This window comes from Mucilaginibacter sp. OAE612 (genome assembly GCF_041806395.1).
In the GTDB taxonomy this organism is placed as follows: domain Bacteria; phylum Bacteroidota; class Bacteroidia; order Sphingobacteriales; family Sphingobacteriaceae; genus Mucilaginibacter; species Mucilaginibacter rubeus.
Genome location: NZ_JBGMUW010000001.1, coordinates 4,784,856 through 4,808,207 on the forward strand (window position 1 = coordinate 4,784,856; position 23,352 = coordinate 4,808,207).

The 23,352-nt window shown below is 43.5% G+C and carries 20 protein-coding genes and 1 pseudogene; 11 read left to right on the top strand and 10 right to left on the bottom strand.

Annotation, left to right across the window (positions count from 1 at the left end):
- Window positions 1-26: 26 nt before the first annotated feature.
- Together ABID99_RS19700 and ABID99_RS19705 are read right to left on the bottom strand one after the other, a co-directional pair.
- Window positions 27-515 carry a type VI secretion system transmembrane protein TssO gene (locus ABID99_RS19700; RefSeq protein ID WP_373614865.1) on the bottom strand — a complete coding sequence of 163 codons (489 nt, stop codon included), beginning with the start codon at window positions 513-515 and terminating at the stop codon, window positions 27-29.
- Between the two features lie 8 nt (window positions 516-523).
- Window positions 524-1,042: a type VI secretion system TssO gene (locus tag ABID99_RS19705; protein ID WP_090531702.1), complete on the bottom strand. Its 519-nt coding sequence runs from the start codon at window positions 1,040-1,042 to the stop codon at window positions 524-526.
- Window positions 1,043-1,262: 220 nt separating this feature from the next.
- On the opposite strand from ABID99_RS19705, the gene ABID99_RS19710 reads away from it, so the two are divergent.
- Both ABID99_RS19710 and ABID99_RS19715 read left to right on the top strand, forming a co-directional pair.
- A complete protein-coding gene (locus tag ABID99_RS19710; RefSeq protein WP_373614867.1) occupies window positions 1,263-1,697 on the top strand; it encodes a GPW/gp25 family protein in 435 nt (144 codons plus the stop codon).
- Between the two features lie 4 nt (window positions 1,698-1,701).
- Entirely contained in the window at window positions 1,702-3,549 is a 1,848-nt protein-coding gene (locus tag ABID99_RS19715; RefSeq protein ID WP_090531705.1) for a type VI secretion system baseplate subunit TssF, read from the top strand.
- 190 nt (window positions 3,550-3,739) lie between these two features.
- On the opposite strand, the gene ABID99_RS19720 is transcribed toward ABID99_RS19715, so the two are convergent.
- From ABID99_RS19720 to ABID99_RS19730, 3 genes are all read right to left on the bottom strand, one after another.
- Entirely contained in the window at window positions 3,740-5,524 is a 1,785-nt protein-coding gene (locus ABID99_RS19720; protein WP_373614868.1) for a DUF885 domain-containing protein, read from the bottom strand.
- Between the two features lie 229 nt (window positions 5,525-5,753).
- Window positions 5,754-7,235, bottom strand: coding sequence for an OmpP1/FadL family transporter (locus tag ABID99_RS19725; RefSeq protein WP_176622915.1), 1,482 nt, complete (start codon window positions 7,233-7,235; stop codon window positions 5,754-5,756).
- Between the two features lie 33 nt (window positions 7,236-7,268).
- Complete coding sequence (locus ABID99_RS19730; protein ID WP_373614869.1) at window positions 7,269-8,204, bottom strand: hypothetical protein; 936 nt, start codon at window positions 8,202-8,204, stop codon at window positions 7,269-7,271.
- A 100-nt stretch (window positions 8,205-8,304) separates the two neighbouring features.
- Here ABID99_RS19730 and proS point away from each other — a divergent pair, with 100 nt between their 5' ends.
- The 4 genes from proS (at window position 8,305) to ABID99_RS19750 (ending at window position 12,298) form a co-directional block, all read left to right on the top strand.
- On the top strand, window positions 8,305-9,777 hold the full coding sequence (gene proS / locus ABID99_RS19735) for a proline--tRNA ligase (protein WP_373614870.1): 1,473 nt from the start codon (window positions 8,305-8,307) through the stop codon (window positions 9,775-9,777).
- Window positions 9,778-9,882: 105 nt separating this feature from the next.
- Entirely contained in the window at window positions 9,883-11,022 is a 1,140-nt protein-coding gene (locus ABID99_RS19740; RefSeq protein WP_373615916.1) for a cystathionine gamma-synthase, read from the top strand.
- A gap of 28 nt (window positions 11,023-11,050) precedes the next feature.
- Complete coding sequence (locus ABID99_RS19745; protein ID WP_354486607.1) at window positions 11,051-11,458, top strand: SMI1/KNR4 family protein; 408 nt, start codon at window positions 11,051-11,053, stop codon at window positions 11,456-11,458.
- A gap of 18 nt (window positions 11,459-11,476) precedes the next feature.
- On the top strand, window positions 11,477-12,298 hold the full coding sequence (locus ABID99_RS19750) for a TIGR02757 family protein (RefSeq protein ID WP_373614871.1): 822 nt from the start codon (window positions 11,477-11,479) through the stop codon (window positions 12,296-12,298).
- Window positions 12,299-12,309: 11 nt separating this feature from the next.
- On the opposite strand, the gene ABID99_RS19755 is transcribed toward ABID99_RS19750, so the two are convergent.
- Together ABID99_RS19755 and ABID99_RS19760 are read right to left on the bottom strand one after the other, a co-directional pair.
- Window positions 12,310-12,621, bottom strand: coding sequence for a hypothetical protein (locus ABID99_RS19755; RefSeq protein WP_373614872.1), 312 nt, complete (start codon window positions 12,619-12,621; stop codon window positions 12,310-12,312).
- 136 nt (window positions 12,622-12,757) lie between these two features.
- Window positions 12,758-13,816, bottom strand: a complete 1,059-nt coding sequence (locus ABID99_RS19760) for a nucleoid-associated protein (RefSeq protein ID WP_373614873.1) — start codon at window positions 13,814-13,816, stop codon at window positions 12,758-12,760.
- 203 nt (window positions 13,817-14,019) lie between these two features.
- On the opposite strand from ABID99_RS19760, the pseudogene mnmE reads away from it, so the two are divergent.
- Window positions 14,020-15,485, top strand: a pseudogene (gene mnmE / locus ABID99_RS19765) (tRNA uridine-5-carboxymethylaminomethyl(34) synthesis GTPase MnmE).
- Between the two features lie 104 nt (window positions 15,486-15,589).
- Here mnmE and ABID99_RS19770 read toward each other — a convergent pair.
- Window positions 15,590-17,509: a LuxR family transcriptional regulator gene (locus ABID99_RS19770; protein ID WP_373614874.1), complete on the bottom strand. Its 1,920-nt coding sequence runs from the start codon at window positions 17,507-17,509 to the stop codon at window positions 15,590-15,592.
- A gap of 231 nt (window positions 17,510-17,740) precedes the next feature.
- Here ABID99_RS19770 and ABID99_RS19775 point away from each other — a divergent pair, with 231 nt between their 5' ends.
- The 4 genes from ABID99_RS19775 (at window position 17,741) to ABID99_RS19790 (ending at window position 21,138) form a co-directional block, all read left to right on the top strand.
- A complete protein-coding gene (locus ABID99_RS19775) occupies window positions 17,741-18,073 on the top strand; it encodes a DUF4870 domain-containing protein (RefSeq protein ID WP_373614875.1) in 333 nt (110 codons plus the stop codon).
- 136 nt (window positions 18,074-18,209) lie between these two features.
- Window positions 18,210-18,701 (top strand): hypothetical protein, encoded by a 492-nt coding sequence (locus tag ABID99_RS19780; protein WP_373614876.1) that lies wholly within the window; start codon window positions 18,210-18,212, stop codon window positions 18,699-18,701.
- 2 nt (window positions 18,702-18,703) lie between these two features.
- Window positions 18,704-20,140 (top strand): ankyrin repeat domain-containing protein, encoded by a 1,437-nt coding sequence (locus ABID99_RS19785; protein WP_373614877.1) that lies wholly within the window; start codon window positions 18,704-18,706, stop codon window positions 20,138-20,140.
- A gap of 20 nt (window positions 20,141-20,160) precedes the next feature.
- Window positions 20,161-21,138 carry an ankyrin repeat domain-containing protein gene (locus tag ABID99_RS19790; RefSeq protein WP_373614878.1) on the top strand — a complete coding sequence of 326 codons (978 nt, stop codon included), beginning with the start codon at window positions 20,161-20,163 and terminating at the stop codon, window positions 21,136-21,138.
- 85 nt (window positions 21,139-21,223) lie between these two features.
- Here the strand turns inward: ABID99_RS19790 and ABID99_RS19795 are convergent, their stop codons facing one another.
- Together ABID99_RS19795 and ABID99_RS19800 are read right to left on the bottom strand one after the other, a co-directional pair.
- Entirely contained in the window at window positions 21,224-22,363 is a 1,140-nt protein-coding gene (locus ABID99_RS19795; protein WP_373614879.1) for a hypothetical protein, read from the bottom strand.
- Window positions 22,364-22,384: 21 nt separating this feature from the next.
- The gene (locus ABID99_RS19800; protein WP_091172409.1) at window positions 22,385-23,278 is read right to left on the bottom strand and encodes a TssN family type VI secretion system protein; all 894 of its coding nucleotides are present in this window, start codon (window positions 23,276-23,278) and stop codon (window positions 22,385-22,387) included.
- Between the last annotated feature and the right edge of the window lie 74 nt (window positions 23,279-23,352).

Genomic DNA, 23,352 nt, shown 5'->3' on the forward strand with positions numbered 1-23,352 from the left:
TATATATGGTAGATGTATGATGATGCTTACCGGGCCATGCTCATGTTTTGCTGCAATTGCCGCTGTGCAATGTGGCAGTCATCAACCGATCCTTTTATGTTCCTGATATCGTTATAATTGCCCGTTAGTTCGCGCTTATCATAAAAAAGAGCCTGCAACAGTTTTGAAGCGTGGATAAAGCATTTATACCGCGCGTCATAAGGGCGGCGGTTGTAATATGATTTTACAGCACCTATTGAACCGCTGATGTCATTTTCCAAAAAAACGGCCTGCACGTTGGGGTTAAACTTTACTATTTTATGATACGTGGTATCAACGGTTGGTAACGCTTCTGTAACAAGGCTTTCAAACTGCTCTTCTTCGTTTACTTTTTTAGCAAACTCGTTTTTTGATACTAACCCTTCGTTGCCATAATTATAAAATATAGCCACGCACAATATCACCGACGTCACTAAAAACATCCCCATGAAAAACAGGAATTTTTCTCTCCGTTCTTTTAAACTAAATTTTAACATATGGCTTATTAATGCGGATAGTGATGGTTTAACTGGTTAATAGCCGATTTATTTACCCGGCTGCATGACTCTAACTGTGAGCGAAGGCTTTCGATCTGGAAACGTGTGGTAAAAAGCGAATCTTTGATGCTGGCAATGGTTTCAATATCGTTGCTGAGCTTTTTATACAGTTCAAAACTTTTAAGCGGGTAAGGGTTACTTTGCAGCCGCTCACGGATATGCTGATTGCTCTCCTGGATATCATTGAGCAGTACCGTTTGGTTATTAAGCTCCTGCGAATTCATTTTTGCATACTGCGAGAGTTGCTGCATGCGCAGCAGGATCAATTCAAAGCTGTTATTGATATCGGTACGGAGCGCTATCAGCTGATCTGTTTTTTTAACGCGGTCATTTAATAATTCAAGCTCACGGCCCGAGGTTGCAAAAAAGAAGTAAACGATAATGATGGCCAAACCCAGTAATGTAATAAGGTACATCATGAATTTGCGATAAGCCCGGTTTAGGTCGCTATTGTTTACAGGTTTCATCTAATATTATAGTATCGGTTCGGTTTATTTACAGCTAAAAAAGCTGCATTTATAATACTTAACTCATTATTTATTAATTAACCAATAGTGTAATAATTATCAAAAAATCAACACTTTATCAACTATTTGTAACCAATAAAACATATCTACAACTATTTTTGAAAATAAATGTTTATAAAAAGTTAAAATTTAACATAAGCGAAATCCAATAATATCATTTATGCTAAACCCGCTTTATTCAAAACCGATCCGTTTTAGCCATATCAATAATGGCCAGGACCTTGATAAACAAGACCTTGGCGCGTCTATATCGCAATACATCGAACTCATTATTTTTACCCGTTTTGGCGAGCACCGTTACAACCCCGAATTTGGCTGCGAGATTTGGGATATGGATTTTGAACTCATTATGAGTGAGACTATTTGGAAAGAAAAGCTGAGGCAATCGTTGTTGCGCTCTATCAGCAAATTTGAAAATAGGATTTATGATATTGATATCAGCGTGAACATTACCGAGATCAACAAATTTTACCCCTTGCGCAATGTGAGCGAAATAAAAAAGAAAGTAGATATTACTATTAAAGGCAAATTGAACAAAACCGGCGAAACATATTTGTTCAAAACTGCTTTATTCCTAAGCCCGCTATCAGCATAAACCTATGAGCGCTATATTTTATAATTCAAAAGAAGAGATCAGGAACCGCATGCTGAAGAACGCTACCGAGTTTTGGGGCGTTCAAAACGTAAATGATGTTGATCCGCTGGTAAAGCTTTTGATTGAAGCCCTAAGCACCGAGTTGTTCAACTTAAACAATGATGTTAAAAACCTGGAGCATCGCATCCTGAACAAAATATCCAGGATCCTGGCTTCCGACTATTTAACGGCCCCGCTCCCCGCCCATGCCATATTAAAAGGTAAACCCATCGAGGCTTCAGAAATATTGAACATCGGCAATCATTTTTATTTCCGGAAACAATTGGCAGCAGAGGTTGGCAAAACCAGCCCGGACCAACTGGACATTTACTTTACACCGGCAGGTGCTAACTCTGTATTTAATGCAGAAATAAAATACAGCTTCAACGGGGGCAGGCTGCAGGAACATATTGAAAATGGGCAGAAGAATACATTGCTAAACGTCCGCACCGGTGCTTTTGGCGAACCTAACACCCTTTGGATAGGCATTGAAACAGCAGTAGCATTGAATACTTTTAAAAATGCAGGAATCTATTTCGACTGGCCTGTTTACATCAGCAATACCGATTTTTACAGCCTGCTCCAGGTAACTAAATTTTACCTGGATGGTTCACAGCTTGATACTGAACCTGGCCTCATTTACGCTGATGAACAAGCCGACGATCAGAAACCTGTTTTTTATGATCAGCATATCATTAACCTTATAACCCGCGACGTCAGGACCTATTACAACAATCATTTTATTTCGCTTACCGATGAGCGGCTAAGCAATATTACCGACTTCAAAGCAAATTATCCGGTTGAGTTGCTGTCGTTTTTTAACGAGCAGGATTTGAAAGCACTTAAGCCCTGCCTGTGGTTCAAGATCGTATTCCCGGCGGCAATCCCGGCAAATGCCATTGATGAACTGCAGTTACATTTAAACTGTTTCCCGGTAATGAGCAGGCGGCTTCACCAACAAAAATTCAGGATCAAGGAGATCAGCGATATCATCCCAATAAAACCAGGTGCTTATGATCATTTTTTATCGATCCATGAGCTGCATGACGACAATGACGTTCGGTATAACGAGATCCCGTATAGCCAGGCCGGTATTAATTATGAGGGCAGTTACTCCATCAGGAACGGTGGCGCCGAGCGTTTTGATGCACGTAACGCCCGGCAAACCATCGAATATTTGTTTGAGCTGCTTCGCGACGAAAAAGCGGCCTTTGCCGCATACGGAAGCGACTTTTTAACAACGGCCCTAAAAACACTGGAGCAAAATATTTCCGTTATCGAAAAAAAATCCAAAAGTTCAAAAGATAATCATGAACTGGTAAATTACCTGGTACTAAAACCGGCAAACAAAGCGGCCATGTTATACCTCAGTTTTTGGACAACACTTGCCGATAATGCCAACAATATCCGCAAAGGCTCAAAGCTACAACAGGCGGAAGCCATTAAACTTAAGCCGGATACTTTAAGGCTCCTTACCACGACCACGGGCGGCCGAAACAGCCTTGGAGCTTCCGAGCGGATCCAGGCCTATAAATACGGCCTCACCACTAAAGACCGCATAGTTACCCTTGCCGATCTAACAAGTTTCTGCAGATATGAGCTTGGAGCAAAAATGAAAAACATCCGCGTAAGCAAAGGGGTAAGTATCTCAGCCAATCCCAGAGAAGGTTTTATTAAAACAACCGATATTTATATAACCCCGGCCGATCATGAACTTTCGGCACCGGAATGGGCCACGCTGCTTGAGCTGCTAAAATCAAAGCTGCAAAGCCGGAGCGTAATGGATGTTAATTATAGGGTGTTTACGGAATAAGGTATACATATCGATACCGTCATCGCCCTTGTGTTCTTTTGTTATTAAGCGACTGGCCCTGCAAATCGGACCGAATCACGGGCTGCATTATTTTGTCACGCTTGCTCCCCCTGCTCTATCGCGACATCGTAAATAACTAATAAAGCGGGATAATTTTAAAATATCCCGCTTTTTGCGTTTTATAGAAAACTTACAACGCCTTCTCCTTCGGCACAAAATCATTCATTACCGCCTCGCGGATCAATGCCGGCGGCAGGATCCCTTGCGACAGGATGAAATCATGGAAATGCAAAGCGTTGAATTTGTTGCCTAATGCAGCCTCGGTATCTTTGCGCAGGGCAATCATTTTGGTAAAACCATAAAAATAGCTATTGGCCTGGCCGGGAGCGTTAATGGTATAACGCTCAACTTCCTGGCGGGCAAAGGCACGTGATTGTACTACATCGTTCATCAATACATCAAGCGCCTGTTGCTGGGTTATCTTACCAGCCTGCAATTCAGGATCAAGGAAGGCGCGCGCGGCCCTGAGCAAGCGATAATCTAACGAAACCAACTGTCCTTCTAAAGGCATGTAAGGGCGGGTAATGTATTCGGAATATAAGCCCCAGCCTTCCACATTAGTTGAGTTAAAAGCGTACAGGGCGCGTGCCTGCGATACCCCTTCTTCTACCATTTTATCAAACTGTAATTCGTGGCCCGGCCTAGCTTCGTGGGCTATGATGGTCCATGAAGCGGCATCAAAAGTAAAGTCGTCATACTTGTCTGTAGCTTTTTCGCCGGGTGATGCGGGCATGTTTAATGGCAGTACAAATACGCCACGCTGGCCGGTATTGTTCAGAAATGGTGGTGGCACCATGTGGGGGGCCGGGCTCTGCGCAGTTTCGGCGGCCGTAGCTAAACGGATAATAGCCGGGCGGTTTGGCAGCGTTACCAGTTGATGATCGCGAATGATGCCTTCAATATCTTTTAAATGCTGCTCGTACAGCGGAATAATAGAATCACCATGAATCTGCTCTTTTTTTAGTTCGCGGATCACAGCACGATAATCACTTGATGGCAGGTTCCTTTTTTTTGCTATCTGTTCAGCAATAGGTTGCATTTCATCCTGCAGTTGTTTAAACAGCATATGGGCCATCTCTGCTACCTTTGCAGGGGGAATATCTATACCATAAGCTTCGAGGTTCATAGCATACTCTTCGGGTGGGAGCCTGAAATCTGTACGGGCTTTTACCAGTACGTTTGCTTTTACCCATTTGTCATAATCTTCCAGCTGTTTTTTCAAAGTGGCATAAGGTTGTTCCCAGCCGGTCACCTTGTATTTGGTGCAAAGCTCGGCAATGCCGCTCACGATACTCGCATTGCGTGACAGATCGGTTTCCATGCGTTGTTTTGACGGATAGATCATGTTTTTGCCGCCCATCTGGTGCTGCAGGCGTTCCCTGTAAATGGTTGTCAATGGTTTATAACCTTTTTCCAGTCCTGCATATTTACGGATACGCATTACCGCTGCCTGGCGACGGGCTTCGGGGGTTTGATCGTCAAGCAGTGTTTCCAGTCCGCTGTAAATGGTTGAGGACGCATTCAAAAAAGGGACCTGACGGCTCAACTCAAAGTCCTGCTGGCGAAAACCCAGTTTGAGGTGGGTTATAATGATATTGATATCCTGTTGAATAAAAGTATTTTTTTCAGTCTTAAGGGCTTCGGTAAGTTTAGCGACAACGGCCTCTTCATCCTTGCGTTCGGCCATGATGTTTTGGAGGGTTGGTATAGCTATGTCACTGTCATACTCGGCCAGGCCTTGTGATGATCCGTATTCGGGCGAGTATTTTTTATCCAGATCAATAATGATTTTGGTATACTCATTTGATTTGGCTACCCATGCTTTTGTTTCGGCTGATTGCTGCGCCCGGGCATTAATGCCGATACCAGTCAATAACACTAACAAACCGGTGCTTTTAAGTAGATTTTTGTTCATGGTCAATTTAAATTATGAATGGCAAGTTACTTAATTTGACCGTTGATATTTTTGATTACGTTGATTTCGCTGATAATAGCACATTTTGACTCTTTCGGCATTGCTGGCGACGACATCAACAACGGCACAACGATATACGTTAAATGAAACAGCCTGTCTTTTCGTAGCGAAAAGACAGGCTGTACAACAGATCAACGCAATAAGCGTAATCAATCAAAAAAATCAACGGTTAAAAGCGGTACCCTAAAGTAAGGAATGCATTATTGTTAGTTTTTTTCAAATCGGCAAAAGGACTGGTTGCACCTACCTCATAAGGGAAAATGGTTTGCTTGCCGGTTACCCTGGCGTAAGTAGCGTCAACAAAATAAGCACCAAAATGAAAGCCTATACCGCCGCTAACTGTTTTAATATCACTGCCAAGGTCTTTCATCGGGTTACCCTGCTGGCTGTAACCGCCGCGCAGATAAACGAGGCTGTTCACGTTTACTTCGGCGCCCACATGAAGGTTCACTGTTGAACGGTAAAGTGATTTGATATCACTGTTGTCACCATCGGCAGTATAACTGTCGTTACTGCTTAAATGAGTAGTGGTATAATCGATATATTCAACATCGCCGCTTATGAAACCATATTTGCCTATGAAAACAGACGCGCCACCTGCTAATTTTAACGGCGTACGCAGATTGTAGCTTAGCTGATATGGTTCGGATTCGTTTTGATGACTCTTGCCACCTGTGTATTGCGTGGCAAGCCCTTCGGAATATGAATCATCAATATTATAAAACGTTGGTGAGGTAAATACAAAGCCCAGGCGTAAAGCTTGTATAGGTTTATAAATAATACCTAATTTGGCGTTAAAGCCCGAGCCTTTGGTGCTTTGGTCTTGCGCAAAAGTGGATGAAAAGTCGGTAGGGTTGCCGCCATTGGTTATAATGGCGTTGCCATTTTCGGTAAACCTGGCGTGCGAATTATACCTGATATCGGTAATAGCCAGTCCCAAACCTAAGTAAAGCTTATTGCTGTAATTGGCACCGAACGAAAGGTTAAACTCCGACTGGCCGCCGGTACGGGTAATCCCCGCCAATTGCCTTACCGGAACATTCACTGTGCTTGAATATGAGTTCGGGTCTGATGCCGGGCCGAAATTATCGATCAGGACATGATCATATGCCCATCCATCAAGGCCCTTAGGGTTAACACTGCCATATTGAGATACTTCGCGCTTGGCAATACCGGCATAGTAATCAGAAATAGAACTGGTTTGGTTTGTACCGCCGTAAGCAACGTTTTCATAAAAGTTATTGGTACGGCTGTAGCCCGCGCCATAATTGATGCTTAGCCAGCCTTTGCTTTTGTCGCGCCCACGGGTAGTTAGTTGCTGATAAAATACGATGGCTGCGTTGCTCATGTTCACATCGTTACGGTTGGCGCTGCCTGCCTGCCCAAAAAAGCTGGAGCTTATTTTGGAGTTATCATACTCAGGGGTAATACTAACCTCCGAGTGTGTAAAAAAGCCTAAGCCGGCAGGATTGCCGCTAACTGAGCTTAAATCGCCGCCTACAGCTGTGCCGGCGTTGCCAATAGCTTTGATACGTGAGGTTGAACCGGTTTGAAAGGTTGAAAACCTGATGGCATCCTGTGAGTATTGCGCAAAACTATCTTTAGTAATTGCTACTATAGCAATTATGCTTAGTAAATACTTGATTTTCATAAAATTCAGGTAAATAAAATATAAGATTTAGGTTTATGGTCTTGATGGTCTGCCGCCACCGCCGCCACTGCTGCTGCCGGTGCTGCGTGAACTGCCGCCGCTTGAGCTTGGTGATGGCGTATACGATGGTTGCTGCGATGTACGTTCAACCTGTGGCTGTCTGTAAACCGGCTGTGCATCACGGGTAGGCGCCGCGTCCGTACGGGCCGGGCGTGCATAGCGGGTGCCATTGTTATTATTATAACTGTTATTTCCGCTATTGCTGCTGCCGTTACTGTAAGTGTTCGTTCTGCTGCCCAATGGTCTGTTACGGCCTCCGGGAATGTAGCCTATACCGGAAGTGGCACTGCTAACAGGGCGGCGTCCGCTGCCTGCAAAAGGATTGCCATTACCACGATAAGGCCGTGCTGTACCTGACGAAGCATAGCCTCCACCATAGTAACCGCCATATCCACCGTATCCATAACCGCCGCCGTAATAACCGCCGTATCCACCATATCCGTAGCCTAAGCCCCAGCCACCATAATAACCGCCGTATCCATAACCTAATCCTAAGCCAAGGCCGCCGTAGTAGCCGCCATAACCCAATCCCCAGCCGTTGTAATAACCAGCACCACCATAATATCCTAAACCACCATAGCTCAATCCATAGTTGTAGTAAGGATAGTTATTGTACGCCGAATAAAAGTCGTCATAATAGCCGAAAGGAGAAAAGTAACTGAAACGGTTTATACGTGCCGAATAATCATCGTAGTAAAAGTAATCATCGTCGTCATCGCTATATCCATCCTCTGCAACCGGGGTTTGGTTGTAAGTCGGCTGTTGTGCATAAACAGGTTCATCGCCCGCTCGTGCATCAGAAAAATAAACGTTGTCATTACTTTGGTTTGATGCAAGCTTGGTTGTAGAGCAGGAACTCAATGCCATGGCACCGATAATAAACATTCCTATCGCGATGTTCCGTTTCATATACAGGTAAGTAAAAAGTGCAAGGTCAAATAAGTTTTAAATTTATAAATTTGGCAGCAATATACAACAATTACACAAGTCCAAATTCTATCCAATCAATATGAACAAAGGTGTTATTAGTAAAGACGAAGATTATTCGCAATGGTTTAACGACTTAGTAATTAAATCTGACATGGCCGAGTATTCGCCGGTTAGAGGCTGTATGATCATTAAACCGTACGGTTATTCGATATGGGAAAAGATCCAGGCGGTACTTGACGAGATGTTTAAAGACACCGGTCACAGCAACGCTTACTTCCCGCTTTTAATACCTAAGTCATTCTTTAGTAAAGAAGCCAGCCATGTTGACGGTTTTGCCAAAGAATGTGCTGTTGTAACCCATTACCGCCTCAAAAATGATGGCGAAGGAAATATTATTGTTGACGAGGAAGCCAAGCTTGAAGAAGAACTGATCATCCGTCCAACATCAGAGACTATTATATGGAACACTTACAAGGGTTGGATCCAATCATACCGCGACCTGCCTATCCTGGTTAACCAGTGGGCAAACGTAATGCGCTGGGAAATGCGTACGCGTTTGTTTTTGCGTACCAGTGAATTTTTATGGCAGGAAGGCCACACAGCCCACGCAACAGCTGATGAGGCCATAGCCGAAACCGAGCAAATGCTGAATGTATATGCCGATTTTGCCGAAAACTGGATGGCTTTGCCGGTGGTGAAAGGTCGTAAAACAGCTAACGAGCGTTTTGCAGGGGCTTTGGATACCTATTGTATTGAGGCGCTGATGCAGGATGGTAAAGCCCTGCAAGCCGGCACATCACACTTTTTGGGACAAAACTTTGCAAAAGCTTTTGATGTAAAGTTCACCAACAAAGAAAATAAAATTGAACACGTTTGGGCCACTTCATGGGGTGTTTCAACCCGTTTGATTGGAGCGCTTATTATGGCCCACAGCGATGACGCGGGTTTAGTATTGCCTCCAAAGCTGGCACCTATTCAGGTAGTGGTTGTTCCGATTTACAAGCACCAGGAAGAGCTGGATAATATCAGCGCCTATGTTAATTCGTTAAAAAAGGAACTTAAGGCTAAAGGTATTTCGGTTAAGTTTGATAACCGCGATACTCATCGCCCGGGAGCTAAATTTGCTGAATACGAACTGAAAGGTGTTCCATTACGCGTAGCCATAGGCAGCCGTGATATGCAGAACGGAACAGTTGAACTGGCCCGTCGTGATACCAAGACTAAAGAAACTGTTAACCAGGAAGGTCTTGCACAAACTATCGAAAACCTGCTTGAAGAGATCCAACAAAATATCTATAAAAAAGCGTTTGATTTCCGTGCCGAAAACACCACCGAGGTGGATACCTGGGACGAGTTTAAACGCATGCTCGACGAACAGCCAGGCTTTATCAGCGCGCACTGGGACGGCACATCCGAAACCGAACAAAAAATAAAAGAGGAAACTAAGGCGACAATCCGTTGCATACCTTTGAATAATAAACAGGAAGAAGGTAAATGTATCTTCACAGGTAAGCCATCGACGCAGCGGGTGTTGTTTGCGAGGGCATATTAGTTTTGTAAAGTCCATAGTTTATGGTCGATAGTCCATAGCTATGATTAATTGTTTTTTACTATGGTCCATGAACTATCGACTATGGACCGTGCTTACAGCACAACCATGAAATTCGCAACTAAAGCAATACACGCAGGGCAGGAGCCCGATCCAACTACCGGCGCTATTATGACGCCGATATATCAAACATCAACCTACTGGCAAAAATCGCCGGGAGATAATAAGGGCTATGAGTACTCGCGTGGTACTAACCCTACCCGTAAGGCTTTGGAAGATTGTTTGGCTGCCTTGGAAAATGCAAAGTTTGGCTTGGCTTTTTCGAGCGGAATGGGTGCAACTGATGCGGTGATGAAATTGCTTGCGCCTGGCGATGAAGTTATTACCGGTAATGACCTTTACGGAGGTTCGTACCGGATATTCACTAAGATCTTTGCCAATTACGGTATCAAGTTCCATTTTTTGGATCTGTCTGATCCGGAGCTTGTACGTACCCATGTAAATGATAAAACCAAGCTGGTTTGGATTGAAACACCTACCAACCCAACCATGCGGATTGTGGATATAGAAGCTATAGGTAAGATCACCAAAGAAAAGAATCTGCTTTTTGTGGTTGATAATACCTTTGCATCACCATACCTGCAAAATCCTATAGATCTGGGTGCTGATATTGTAATGCATTCGGTAACCAAATACATTGGCGGCCATAGTGATGTGGTGATGGGCGCATTGATGCTGAACGATGAGGATCTTTATAAAAAGCTCTGGTTCATCTACAATGCCTGCGGTGCTACACCAGGACCTATGGATAGCTTTTTAGTTTTGCGTGGTATCAAAACCCTGCACCTGCGCATGAAAGCTCATTGCGAAAACGGAAAGCAGATAGCCGAGTTTTTGAAAGATCATCCAAAAGTTGAAAAGATCTACTGGCCGGGCTTTACCGATCATCCTAATCATGATATCGCCAAAAAACAAATGCGCGATTTTGGTGGCATGATCAGCATCGTATTGAAAGGTGCCGATCTGCAGGAGACTTTCCGTATTGCATCATCATTTAAAGTGTTTTCATTGGCCGAGTCATTAGGTGGTGTTGAATCATTGATCAACCACCCGGTAAGCATGACCCACGGCTCAATTCCTAAAGCCGAACGTGAAAAAGCAGGCGTAGTTGATAACCTGCTGCGCCTGAGCGTAGGTGTAGAAGATATCGAAGATTTGCTGGAGGATATTAAACAGGCGTTAAGCTAAAAAATGAGCCTTTAATCAAAACTTTCTTATGGAGGATTGGATAAAGGAAGCTATTGAGTTTTGGGATGAATGTGAGGTGAAAATGAAGCCACCCGCAACTGCCGCGGATTTTGAGAAAGCTGAAACTATTTTAAGTTTTAGCTTTCCCGATGATTTTAAAGCGCTTTATTCTGTTGTAAACGGGTTTGATGATTATGGATGGCAGGAGTATATGTTTTCTTTTTGGTCACTCAATAGGATTATAGAAGAATTTGTCGAAAGCGAGAATAAGAATATTATAGGCTTTTGTGATTTTTTAATAATGAGCCACGTTATTGGCTTTAAGCGAAATGCAGTGGGCATTTTTAATGATTACTCAACCGACTACGAACCTATTGCTCTTACTTTTATGGAAGCAATAGGTATGATAAACAGTGGTTCACGTGAAATATATTAAATGTGAACATTTCGGCACATGGATATAGGATACAATAAGAACAGTTCCCCCTTTAGGGGGGCAGGGGGCGAAGCTCTCAAATCCTTCCTCGACGCTAAAGTTGCCCAATACAATCGCCCCGAATTTATTGAGAATGATCCGGTAACCATCCCGCACATGTTTAGCCAAAAGCAGGATATCGAGATCATGGGTTTCTGGGCTGCCACACTGGCCTGGGGACAACGGGTTACCATTATCAAAAAATGCAAAGAACTTATTACGTTGATGGATGGCGCGCCTTATGATTTCATCATCAATCATGAAGAGCCTGATCTGAAAAAGCTGTTAAAGTTCAAGCACCGCACTTTTAATGATGTGGATACTTTATATTTTATCGCTTTCTTCAGGCAGCATTATGAGCGCTTTGAGTCCCTCGAAGACGCGTTTATTCCCGAAGATGGCGATTACTCCCCCTTTAGGGGGTTGGGGGGCTTTCGATCATATTTCTTTTCTTTGCCCGATTTTCCGCATCGTACTAAAAAGCATGTATCGTCGCCATCGCAAAAATCAACCTGCAAAAGGCTGAATATGTTTTTACGCTGGATGGTGCGGAAGGACGATAACGGCGTTGATTTTGGCATCTGGAACCGCATCAAACCTTCCGACCTGATCTGTCCGCTTGATTTACATGTGGACCGGGTATCGCGCAAACTCAACCTTATCGCTCGAAAACAAACCGACTGGCAAACGGCCGTTGAACTGACCGAAAGACTCCGTGAGTTCGATCCTAACGATCCGGTTAAATATGATTTTGCCTTGTTTGGTTTGGGGATTGAAGAGCGTTGGGGAGTGCAGTTTTGATCATTTATCGGTTATAAAGTGGCTGGTTTTTGCTCAACTATAACTATGGGTTTGGGTTCTTCTACCCGGCGCATACGCACTAATTTACCATCATCAAAATAGTAATACATGTTTGCAATTACCCTTTGGGCATCGGCTTCAATAGTACGCTTGTAAATAGAATGGCCTGGTGTGGCTTCGACCAGCGAGAGGTTAAACCGTTGAGAGGCTGTAAAATCTTTTTCGCTCATGCCAAGTGCATATTGCGGAACGCCCCCATTTTGTAATACGCTGCAGCTTGTAATGACGAATAACAATGAGATGATTATGAATGACCTTTTCATTTGTGTGTTGTGATTTGGTTAGTAATACTGTGTTGTACCAGTATGACTTTTCACAAATGGAAAGGTTTACTAAACATCTGTTTGAAGATGCGATGTTGCAGTGTATCAGGTTTATTAAATTTTAAAGCTTAATCTTCTACGCCTCCTCCTTAAAATAAACCTTATAATAATTCATCGCCCTCCCATCGTCAAAACCTTTCTCAATCAGTTCCTTATCGCCATGAATATAAATGTGGAAGTTTTTATCAAGCTTTAAAACGCTTTTGTAAATACGGGCCTGCTTCTTTACCGCATTTTCTGATATAATAAAATTATCGGCAATAGGGCTGTCAAATTCCTGCTCGTACTGGTTTTTGAAAGTTTTGAATGATTCAATGGCCTGTTCGTTGCCGATCACTTCATTTGAAAACTCATCCATATCAAAGGTTTCCTTTTCTTTAAAATACTTCATGGAGCGGTTCAGCAGGTCGATTTTATCTGCCTTGCTCATCTCAAATTCTTCATCGATTTTTTCGGTGATGAAGTTTTTGTAAATGCCCAAGGTATTGTTGGTTTGGTTGAAACTGTCATTGCGGATCTTCAACTGCAAAAAATCGTCCTTCCAAAAACGGGCGGCTTCCTGCCCGCCGTTGGTTTTATCGACCACAACTACCTTGTAGCCGTTCTCTTTTTCGATATTGAAGATCAATACACCTTTATCCAGCTTATTGATGTTGATAGCGTCCTGCTCATAGTCAACCTGGAAACCACCTTTGTCGGGGTAAACTTTAAGGTAAGTTTCCTTGTTTTCCGACTTGAAGATACCGATGGCATCCAGTGGGTTGCCTTCAATTTGCACTTTATTAAAGTAAACCACATAAAGCTCGCCGCCTTTAATATTAGGGTGATTGGTAACCTTGTATAAATGCTTCGCTATTTTCTCAGATGCCTCATGAAACTTAGTGTTGTCATCAAATACCTGTGTGGCAAAGTGGTGCAGCTCGTTTAGTTCAAGGTCGCCACTGCTGTGCATCAGGTGATAAACCTCGTTAGCCTTTTCAAAAGGTTTCAGAAAATATTGCATAAGCAGGTTGGGAATAATCTCATCCTTTAATTCCAATGGCTGTTCGGAAAGTGCATACGTCTCTTCCTGCGACTGATTACCAACGTGATGTACCGAAATAGTTTCGAGCGAAGCTTCAAAAAAAGTTACCATAATTGCCTGCGAAGGTAAAGATTTTAGTTAATGGTTCATGGATCATAGTTCATGGTGTGCCCGCGTTTTTCATGTTCAAGTCATATGGAGATGGATTAGGAGGAGTAGGTGAGAAAAATCACCACGAAATAACGACCTTTGCACTTTGGTAAATTAGGCGGGCTTAGGCTATGATCTATGAACCATTAACTATCAACTAAAAAATGACAGATAATACCGATACCATAGTTGCCCTTGCCACACCAAACGGCGTGGGCGCCATTGCTGTGATCCGCCTTTCGGGCCCTGATGCCATAAACATAGCCAACAGTGTTTTTAAAGGCAAAGACCTGAGCAAACAGGCATCGCATACTATCCATTTCGGCAGTATTACCGATGGCGATTTGATTTTGGACGAGGTGCTGGTATCGTTGTTTGTTGGTCCGCGGTCATACACCCGCGAAAATGTAGTTGAGATTTCATGTCATGCTTCGGGTTATATTATTGAAAGTATCATTAAGCTGTTCATCAAAAAAGGAGCACGGTCGGCCAAACCCGGCGAATTTACGCTAAGGGCATTCCTCAATGGTCAGCTCGACCTGAGCCAGGCCGAGGCTGTGGCCGATCTGATCGCCTCCAATTCCAAAGCATCGCAGCAGGTGGCCTTGCAACAACTTCGCGGAGGCTTCAGCACTCAGTTACAGGCCCTACGCGAGCAACTGGTAAACTTTGCTTCGCTCATTGAATTGGAACTCGATTTTGCTGAGGAAGATGTAGAGTTTGCCAACCGAGACCAACTGAAACAGTTGATCCACGAGATTACCAAAATTGTTGGCCGGCTAATTAATTCATTTGAGTTGGGTAATGCCATTAAAAATGGTGTAAACACGGTAATAGCAGGCAGGCCAAATGCGGGCAAATCAACCCTGCTGAACGCCCTGCTTAATGAAGAGCGTGCCATAGTGAGCCATATCCCCGGTACCACAAGAGATACGATTGAGGAGGTGCTGAATATCCAGGGCATTAATTTCAGGCTGATTGATACTGCCGGGATCCGGGAAGCTACCGATGCCATTGAACAGATAGGCGTACAGCGCACCATGGAAAAGATCGGCCAGTCGGCCCTGTTGGTTTACGTTTTTGACGCCGCTAAAATTACTATTGAAGAACTGAATAGTGATATCGCCAGCCTGCAAAAACCCGGGGTTACCATGTTAGTGGTAGCCAATAAAGCAGATTTGTTAAATAAGTCGGAAAGCCAGCAAGTCGAAAAGTCCGAAAGAAGCTTCGCTGATTTATTCGATAATGCTTACAGTTTCGGGGAACGAAGTTTATTCACTTCTCCATCCCCTGACTTTCGGACTTTCGGACTTCTGGACATAATTTTTATCTCTGCCAAAGAGAAAAACATCATATTGACGATCTGAAACACAAGATCTACTCCTCTGCGGTAAAAGACCAGCTCAGTGGTGACGAAACCCTGGTAACCAATATCCGCCACCTCGAAGCCTTACAAAAAACTGAAGAGGCGCTTGTAAGGGTATTGGGCGGTATTGATGGCAGCATAACTTCCGATTTTTTGTCGATGGATATTAAACAGGCGCTTCACTACCTCGGTGAGATCACCGGTGTTGTTACTACGGATGATTTGCTGGAGAATATATTTAGTAAGTTTTGTATCGGCAAGTAAATTACGCAAGTTGACAAATGCTTACACTTAAACATTAATTCATAAATAAGGTATTATTCCTTTTTGCTAATATTGAGAGCGTTCACCTGCACTTCTACCTTACGCTAACCAACCCTGCCGATAAATTGGTCAAGATCGTCGTCTTTAGCTAATTTAAGTTTTTGTTTAAGCCTGTACCTGGCCATGCGGATACTTTTTGGCTCAACGCCAAGGCGGTTAGCTATTTCCTTGGTATCAAGCCCCATTAAAATATATGAGCAATATTTTAGGTCGAGGCGGGTAAGGCTGTTTTCGGCCTGTTGCTGCAGGGCATTGAAAAAACCGGGATGACTTTGGCTTATGACCTGCTGCTCATCAATACTTTTATCCATCCGCAGGTTTTGGTTAATGATGCGGCCCATCTGCCTGGCTACAGCCGGCGAATCGGCTTTGCGCGATTTTTCTTTTAACAACTCGAGTATAGCGTTCTTCTCTTCAATCTTCAATGAACCGGCCAGTAACTCTTTTCCCAGCCATTCAGTACGGTCCTGTAACAACTCCTGTTGGGCCTTTGCATGGGCATGTTCCTTTTCGCGCAGGGAAACCTGCAGTTCGGCTTCCTGTTTCTCGAGCATTAAGCGCCGGGCTTCGGCTTGTTGTAATTGTGCCAAAAGCTTTATTTCTTCTTTCTCCTGTTCGGTAAGCTGTTTTTGCTGCTGCGATGCTTTTAGTTTGTAATGGTAAGAGCTTAACAACAGCCCGAGTAAAATAATACTTGCCGACCCGATAGCTACATAAAGCCAGTTGAGTTGCTTATTAAAATCGGCGCGTTCGCGCAGGCGGGCAATCTCATTTTCTTTAAGTACAGATTGATATTCCTCTTCCAGTTGCTGAACGGTAGCCAGTTTCTGGCTGTCAAATACCTTGCTGTAGTAGTCGATATATTTTTTGTAATAATCGAGCGCTTTGGCCTTGTCGCCGCTTTTTTCGGCTACGTTTGCAAGTCCTAACATTAACCGCGACCGTGTGATAGCGACGCCGGGGGCAGAATCCTTTAATTCGGATATCCCTGTGAGCAGGTACTGTTCTGCCTTTTTGGGCGACCCTTCGCGCAGCGCATATTCGCTCAATATGCCGTAGCAATTGGCAATTATTTCTTTACCGTTGGTACGCCTGGCAATATCAAGTGCCATATTAACATAGTTATTAGCGCTGTCTTTATAAGCGGGAGGATAGTATTTGAAATAACTGTTTGCGATATTAAGGGCCGTTGCCGAAGCGTTACTTTGCAAAAGTATTTTTTCTGCATTATGCCGGTAGGTGGCTAACGCAATCCGGTAATATACCATTGACGAATCAAGCAGCACACGCCTGGACCTATTCTTTTCAAATGCGGAGAAAAAACTGTGGCCCAGCGTCATGTAACCTAACAATAAATCATCCGGATATAAGCTTTGCTTAGCCGCCGAAAGGCAATCGTACGCGTATTTGCGCTGTTTAAGGGTATCGCTGCCATAAGCGTAAATACTGGCGATGTAATGGTTGATGAGCGTCTTATAGCTAAATGCGCGCCGACCGTCGGCGTATTGTATTAGTTGTTCGGCTTTCAGCAAACCTGACATGGCCTTTTCATTATTTCCTTTTACCAGTTCCAGCCAGCCTTTGCGCAGCCAGGCAAAAGAAACCAGCACGTTATTTTTTGATTTTGCGGCAATCTGTACCGCGCTGTCGATAAAAAGGGAAGCCCGGTGTTGCTGGTTTTTCTGCATTAGCAAATACCCCATGGTAGCATAACAAAAAGCGGTCGCACCGGCATCGGCGTTCTCTTTTGCCATGATTAGGGCCTTGCCTGCGTTTGCTATGGATGCATCAATGTTTTTTTCAACAGTGGCTCGGGCAAGTTCAGCCATTACAACCGGTTTTTCGTGGTTACCGGCAGTTTTTAAAACTTGCTGTAAAGAATCAGTTACGAGTGATTGGGCCTGGGCTATGGTTATGTATGATACTAAAAAAAAGGAGGTTATTGCGGCGACTTTATTCTTCAAAGGCATATAAAAAGTATTATTTCTTGCTTTAGGTATTACCCGGATATTAAGCTGATAATTAATTACCAGCATTATAACACAGAAGTTTAAGTAATTGTTGTAGATGATTTGTAGACGCTGTCAATCAAGATTGTAGACGGCTTGTAGTCGCCCTTTTTTTTGAGTGAGGGTATATGGGCAGCTAATTTTGGGTCACATCATTTATCGTTTAACCTTAAAAAACAAAAAGTTATGACAAACAAAAGCATGTCCATTATGGCTTACATCACTATTATTGGTTGGATCGTATCTTATCTTGAATATAAAAAGCGCGCCGATAAAAGCCCTTTGGTTAATTATCACCTTGGGCAGTCGCTCGGCCTCATTATTTTATCAGTCATCCTGGGAGTTGCTCTCGCGGTATTGGCAGCTATTATCCCGGCCCTTTCGGTTGTATCGCTGGTTATCAGTGCCCTTACGTTTGTATTGCTGCTGCTGGGTATTATAACCGCCAATAATGAAGCTATTAAACCCTTGCCGGTGGTGGGTAAATTGTTTGAAGGCAAATTTGATTTCTCCAAATAATTCTCATACAAAGGCAAGCAAACGGCGATGTCCGGAAAGTCATTTTTACCTTTTACCTGTCACTATATTTTAATTAACGAACCCGGACCGCCAACAAATGTCGGCTTTCCGGGTTTAAATCAATTCAACAGGCTTTATGCTGCTACAATCATCACAGGTGCCTCCGGAGGGTGCTGAAGAGCTTTTAATTATTAACCTGATTTACCAGGGCCGTTACGCCGAAGCATACCTGCTTTTAAAAACGGAAACGCCCCAGCGGCCGGCAGGTATGTTTAACCTGGCTTTATGTTTTTACTGGCTTGGCAGCTATCGTGAAACACTGGTATGCCTTGATAAGGCCCGGATGTTAATGCCGATTGATCAGGGCGGGATAAGGCTTAACAGCGATAATTTTTACAAAGCCATCAGGGAAAAGCAAAATCTTGCAGATGAATACAAACTGCCCCTTACGTCAAAATATATTGCTTTGTTTGGTGAGTTGGCGAAGGATAATATAACGCGGCTTAAAACAGATTGCTGGCTGCAGCTTGAAGTATATCAAAAGGTTATTGAGATTGCTACCCCCATTGCGCACAAAAATTATAAAAACATTGACGATGCGTTGCAGATAGCCAAAGAACGAATTTAAATATGACAAACGAATTTAACCAGATCAGGGATGCCTATCATCGCAACATGTTTAATCCGGCGCCCAATGCCATTGATGTGATGGGCATGTATCAGAATTTAACTGATATTCATATAGTAAATGAGCAGGAAGAAAACCTGTTCCACCTTGCAGCCCGTTTTACCGATCCGGAAGCCATCCGGTTTTTAACAGGTACGGGTTTGAAACCCACGGCCGACAAATACGGCAACACGGCTTTGCACGCACTCACTGGCACCAGGTTTGATTTGCAGGGTACTTCACCTGAGGATAAGGCGAAGAAAATATTTGATACCGCCACTGCGCTGCTGGAACTCGGTATCAACCCTAAAAAGAAAAACGATTCGGGCAAGTTAGCCTATTTTGAGGCCGGCCAGTTATATATGTACCCTTTTATCGAGGCTATGGGCAATGCCGGCGTAAAGATGGATGCAACGGAATCGGAAGGAAAAAATCTTTTACATGTTATCTGTGATAAACTCGTCCACCGCAAAACCATACCCGGAGCCATAGATGCAGCAACGAAAACAGTAAAGATATTGATAGAAAACAGCGGCATTGATACAGAAGATAAAGATATATTTGATACAACGCCCCTTACTTACGCGCAACGCAGCGGGGTAAAGGAAATAGCTGCACTGCTATCGGGCGATGAAACCGACATAGCTACCGGAGGGATGAGCATTCATGAAGCTGTATTGAACCGTGATTTCACAGCCGTGGAAGCACTTATCAAAGCCGGTGCAGACCTGGATGATTTTTCTGATCAGTACAAACGCACACCTTTAATGCTGGCCTGCGAGTATCCCTCAGAGCCAATGGTCCGTTTACTGGCCGAAGGTGGCGGAGATGTGAATTTCAGGACAGGTAATGGTGATACCGTTGTTTTTATACTGCTTACAAAGGCCGTGAGTAATTTTGGAAGGGGCATGAGCCGCGACCTGAAAGATATTGTGAAAATGCTGCGTATATTGATCAAGCACGGACTTGATCTTGACGCAGCGGTGAATAACGATGGAGACACTGCTTTAAACATAGTATGCCAGGCCGGTTACCTGGCCGATTTAAATATTGTACTGGCAGAAGAATTGGTTGAAGCCGGCTGCGATATCAATAAACCTAACGTTTGGGGCAAAACACCGCTGATGAATTTTGCACAAAAAGGCAATGAAATTAAATACAATATTGCCGAACTGCTGCTTGACAATAATGCCGATACCACCTACGCCGATAAAACCGGTAACACCGCATTGATGTATGCTGCTGCAAATGGCGATAAAATGTCGGGCAAAAAGATAGTTTCGTTGTTGTTGGATAAAGACAGATCGACGGTTGAAAATGTAAATAATGCGGGGCAAACAGCGGTTGATGTAGCAGTTCAGCATAATAACGAAGCTGTTGTTAAACTGATGCTTGCATAGCCTGTAATAAATAGATACCTATGGATAATATGTTTTTAAACGCGTGTAAAAACGCACAAAAAGGGATAGTACAAACATTGCTGAAAAAGGGAGGGATTAATGTTGACAAACGCGATAGCCTGGGCAATACACCCTTATATTATGTATGCTTAAAAAGTGCAAAGGATATTGCCAAAATGCTTATAGATGCCGGCGCTGATGTTAACATGGGCAATAACCTAAGCGAAACACCCCTGCATTGCGCAGCGCGCAGCGGCAGTAAAGACCTGATTAAATTATTAACTGATGCCGGTGCCGATGTGAATGCTGGTAATAACCATGGGCAAACACCTCTTTTTTATGCTGTACTTGCGGGTAAAACAGAAACCTCGCTTTACCTGATCTCATTAGGTGCCGATATCGCCGTTAAAGACAATGCCGGTTACAGTTTGCTCGATCACGCTACAGCTAACGGCATGCGCGACCTGGTTGCAAAATTGTCGGCCGGTGAAACCGCGCAAAAGGATGACAACGGCAACACACCGCTTCACCAGGCGGTTTACAATAACCATAGCGAAACGATAAGCGCTTTGCTCAAGTCGGGCATATGGGATGTAAACGGATTAAATAACGACGGCGTTAGTCCACTGATATTTGCAGTTAATAACTCCAATATACACGTAGCCGGACTGTTGATTAAAAATGGCGCCGATGTTAACCTGCATGTACAGAATGGCAATTCGGCACTGCACTACGCGGCGGGTATGGGCAACTATCATCTTGGCAAAATGCTGCTTGAGGCGGGGGCCGAGGTCGATTCGCGCAACAGCTTTAGCGAAACTCCGCTTATTGTGGCAGCACAGTGCGGATTTAATGATTTTACAGCTTTTTTAATCGAAAACAACGCTGATGTAAACGCTGTAGATAATAACGGCCGGCACGCTATGGATTTTGCCAGTGAGCGCGGTTATACCGAAATATTGGAACAACTGTTAATGGCGGGTGCCGAAAGTCGGTAATAAAACGATACTGATTTATGATGAGTGCCTGCCGCAATATATGGAAACGGCAGGCATTTATTTTATTGAAACCTTTTAACCATACTTAATCAAGCAATGTCCAGGTACGTTTAGTTTGTATGGTTTGTATGGCTTGCTGCTCGGCAACTACAATATTCTCTTTACGCTGCCCTATGTATTCTAATGTACTAAGCTTATTCCACAGAGCAACAATTACCCGCATAAATTCATCAATCGCTGTCATTGACGAGTTTATCTCATGATGATTATAAACTATTTCGATCAAACGGGCTAAAAGCTCTTCAAAATTACCGGGTGTTACATCCTTCCATTCATAAAAATATTTAAGCAATTCTTCCCGTTCGGCTCCCGGCATGCTTTTAACAGTACTGAAAAACAGATGTGCCATTTCCGAAAAGCAGGAAACCAGTTGGATAGGCGGCTGAAGATAGATCAGGTTTCGGTATGAAAAATAGATCCTCGCGATATAATCAAGCATTTTATCGCACAGCATCTTTACATTTTTACCGATGGTAGATACCGAATCTTTTGAGGTGATCTTGTCAATAATACGGAACGAAAGCAGCTGAAGGTTGTTGATCTGTGCCCCAAAGTTTTCATAATAGGTCATCAGGCCAGCATGGCTTATCAGCGCGGTACATGGTGGGATATAGCTTACATTGGCCTGAAAGGTGCTTCCGCTTCGTACAAATTTACCAACCTCCATAAAGTGCGCCCCCATGCTGTTCAATTGTGACGCCGGCAAAATAGTGATACTGTAATGTTTGCTGATATCGGGATAGCGGATGGGTTGTTCTTCCGGGTCGGGTGTGCCTGAGGGTACACGTTCAAAGGGGTTTACGGTAAGCAGCACATAATAGGTTTCTGATGCTTCATTGATAGTTTCCTGGCCAAAGTAATGGCTAAATGTTAACGGTTGTTCGGCACGGGTAATATCAATCCTGAAACCTTCGGCAGTAATGGCGTTACACTGGTTTAAAGTTACCTGAACCTGGCCTGATGCCCGTTCGGTGATCTGGATATCCAGCGATGAGCTTTGCCCTTGTGCGGGTGGAAGCAGCCCGAAATTATTATTGTTGAGCAGCAGCGAATTGGCGTCGCGTACTATATCATGAATAAAATTATCAGTATTAACAAAATGTGCGCTGGAAATTTTCATTCCATCTATCCAGTTCACAGGTTTATGTTTTAGTGGGCTGATCATGTTTTTTTGTTTTAATCAAGTTTACAGGTAAATGGCCTGGTCGCCGGTACGGGCGGGTTCACTTACCACTTCCGATACACGTTTGGCAAATATGGTTACCGATTCGGTTATCCGGTTTTCTGTAATATTAAGGTCCGGGTCGATAAAGTGGCGTTGCTTAAAAAACGACGGCTTAATATAAAAGATCCACTTATAGCTTTCATTATTATTAAGCTTATACTGCACCGTTGATTTTGGAAATTTAAGATTATAATCATCAATAAACTTTTGAAACCACTGGCCAAAGTTCATATTTGGCGGTGCTTTGGCCTTTACTTTAAGCGGTTCAGGATCGTCGGTGTTTTTATACAGATCAAGTTCGAGCACCATCAGCCTGTCAAAATCCAGGTGTTCCATACTGATCTCTTCAGGCGTACGGGGATATTGCCAAACCTTGTAAATTTCGAGCGGGATGCTTAAAAAGGCGATGTACCCCCACCAAAAAACCGGCGGTAATAAAAATATCAGGATACTGGTTGAGGCCCACAGGCCATATTGCATATCATTAAGCCAGTTAAATGCCAGCTTGAAAAGAAACATCCCCAGCAAGCATGATATTAAAGAAGCCACGAGGAAAAACCATTTTTTATCGAGAAACTGATCTTCATGGTATTTGCCTGCAAGCCAGGTGTAAAATACACCCATACCTAAATATATCAGTTGGCAAAATAAGTACCCCCACGGCATAAACTGCATACCTAAAAAGCCCAAAAAGCCCGGAACTCCCAATATAACAGCCGTTAAAAGTAAAGTGATGATAAGGCGCCTGTTACTTAGATATTTGTTTTTCTTGTTCACTACCGACATGATCAGCGCAGCAATGAAGAACAGGACAGGAGCTATCAGATAACTTATAAAAAACGATTTAAGGTTCATGAGTATCAAATATGTAGGCCCGGGCAGCTATCTTATATAAATTTCAATTTAGTATAATCAATTACCGATAATAT

What these genes read in the sequence shown, in the direction of transcription:
- ABID99_RS19755 (WP_373614872.1), bottom strand. Translation starts at nt 12,621, where the DNA reads ATGAAAAGGTCATTCATAATCATCTCATTGTTATTCGTCATTACAAGC.
- ABID99_RS19775 (WP_373614875.1), top strand. Translation starts at nt 17,741, where the DNA reads ATGACAAACAAAAGCATGTCCATTATGGCTTACATCACTATTATTGGT.
- ABID99_RS19785 (WP_373614877.1), top strand. Translation starts at nt 18,704, where the DNA reads ATGACAAACGAATTTAACCAGATCAGGGATGCCTATCATCGCAACATG.
- ABID99_RS19790 (WP_373614878.1), top strand. Translation starts at nt 20,161, where the DNA reads ATGGATAATATGTTTTTAAACGCGTGTAAAAACGCACAAAAAGGGATA.
- ABID99_RS19705 (WP_090531702.1), bottom strand. Translation starts at nt 1,042, where the DNA reads ATGAAACCTGTAAACAATAGCGACCTAAACCGGGCTTATCGCAAATTC.
- ABID99_RS19720 (WP_373614868.1), bottom strand. Translation starts at nt 5,524, where the DNA reads ATGAACAAAAATCTACTTAAAAGCACCGGTTTGTTAGTGTTATTGACT.
- ABID99_RS19780 (WP_373614876.1), top strand. Translation starts at nt 18,210, where the DNA reads ATGCTGCTACAATCATCACAGGTGCCTCCGGAGGGTGCTGAAGAGCTT.
- ABID99_RS19745 (WP_354486607.1), top strand. Translation starts at nt 11,051, where the DNA reads ATGGAGGATTGGATAAAGGAAGCTATTGAGTTTTGGGATGAATGTGAG.
- ABID99_RS19760 (WP_373614873.1), bottom strand. Translation starts at nt 13,816, where the DNA reads ATGGTAACTTTTTTTGAAGCTTCGCTCGAAACTATTTCGGTACATCAC.
- ABID99_RS19730 (WP_373614869.1), bottom strand. Translation starts at nt 8,204, where the DNA reads ATGAAACGGAACATCGCGATAGGAATGTTTATTATCGGTGCCATGGCA.
- proS (WP_373614870.1), top strand. Translation starts at nt 8,305, where the DNA reads ATGAACAAAGGTGTTATTAGTAAAGACGAAGATTATTCGCAATGGTTT.
- ABID99_RS19715 (WP_090531705.1), top strand. Translation starts at nt 1,702, where the DNA reads ATGAGCGCTATATTTTATAATTCAAAAGAAGAGATCAGGAACCGCATG.
- ABID99_RS19750 (WP_373614871.1), top strand. Translation starts at nt 11,477, where the DNA reads ATGGATATAGGATACAATAAGAACAGTTCCCCCTTTAGGGGGGCAGGG.
- ABID99_RS19710 (WP_373614867.1), top strand. Translation starts at nt 1,263, where the DNA reads ATGCTAAACCCGCTTTATTCAAAACCGATCCGTTTTAGCCATATCAAT.
- ABID99_RS19795 (WP_373614879.1), bottom strand. Translation starts at nt 22,363, where the DNA reads ATGATCAGCCCACTAAAACATAAACCTGTGAACTGGATAGATGGAATG.
- ABID99_RS19700 (WP_373614865.1), bottom strand. Translation starts at nt 515, where the DNA reads ATGTTAAAATTTAGTTTAAAAGAACGGAGAGAAAAATTCCTGTTTTTC.
- ABID99_RS19725 (WP_176622915.1), bottom strand. Translation starts at nt 7,235, where the DNA reads ATGAAAATCAAGTATTTACTAAGCATAATTGCTATAGTAGCAATTACT.
- ABID99_RS19740 (WP_373615916.1), top strand. Translation starts at nt 9,883, where the DNA reads ATGAAATTCGCAACTAAAGCAATACACGCAGGGCAGGAGCCCGATCCA.
- ABID99_RS19800 (WP_091172409.1), bottom strand. Translation starts at nt 23,278, where the DNA reads ATGAACCTTAAATCGTTTTTTATAAGTTATCTGATAGCTCCTGTCCTG.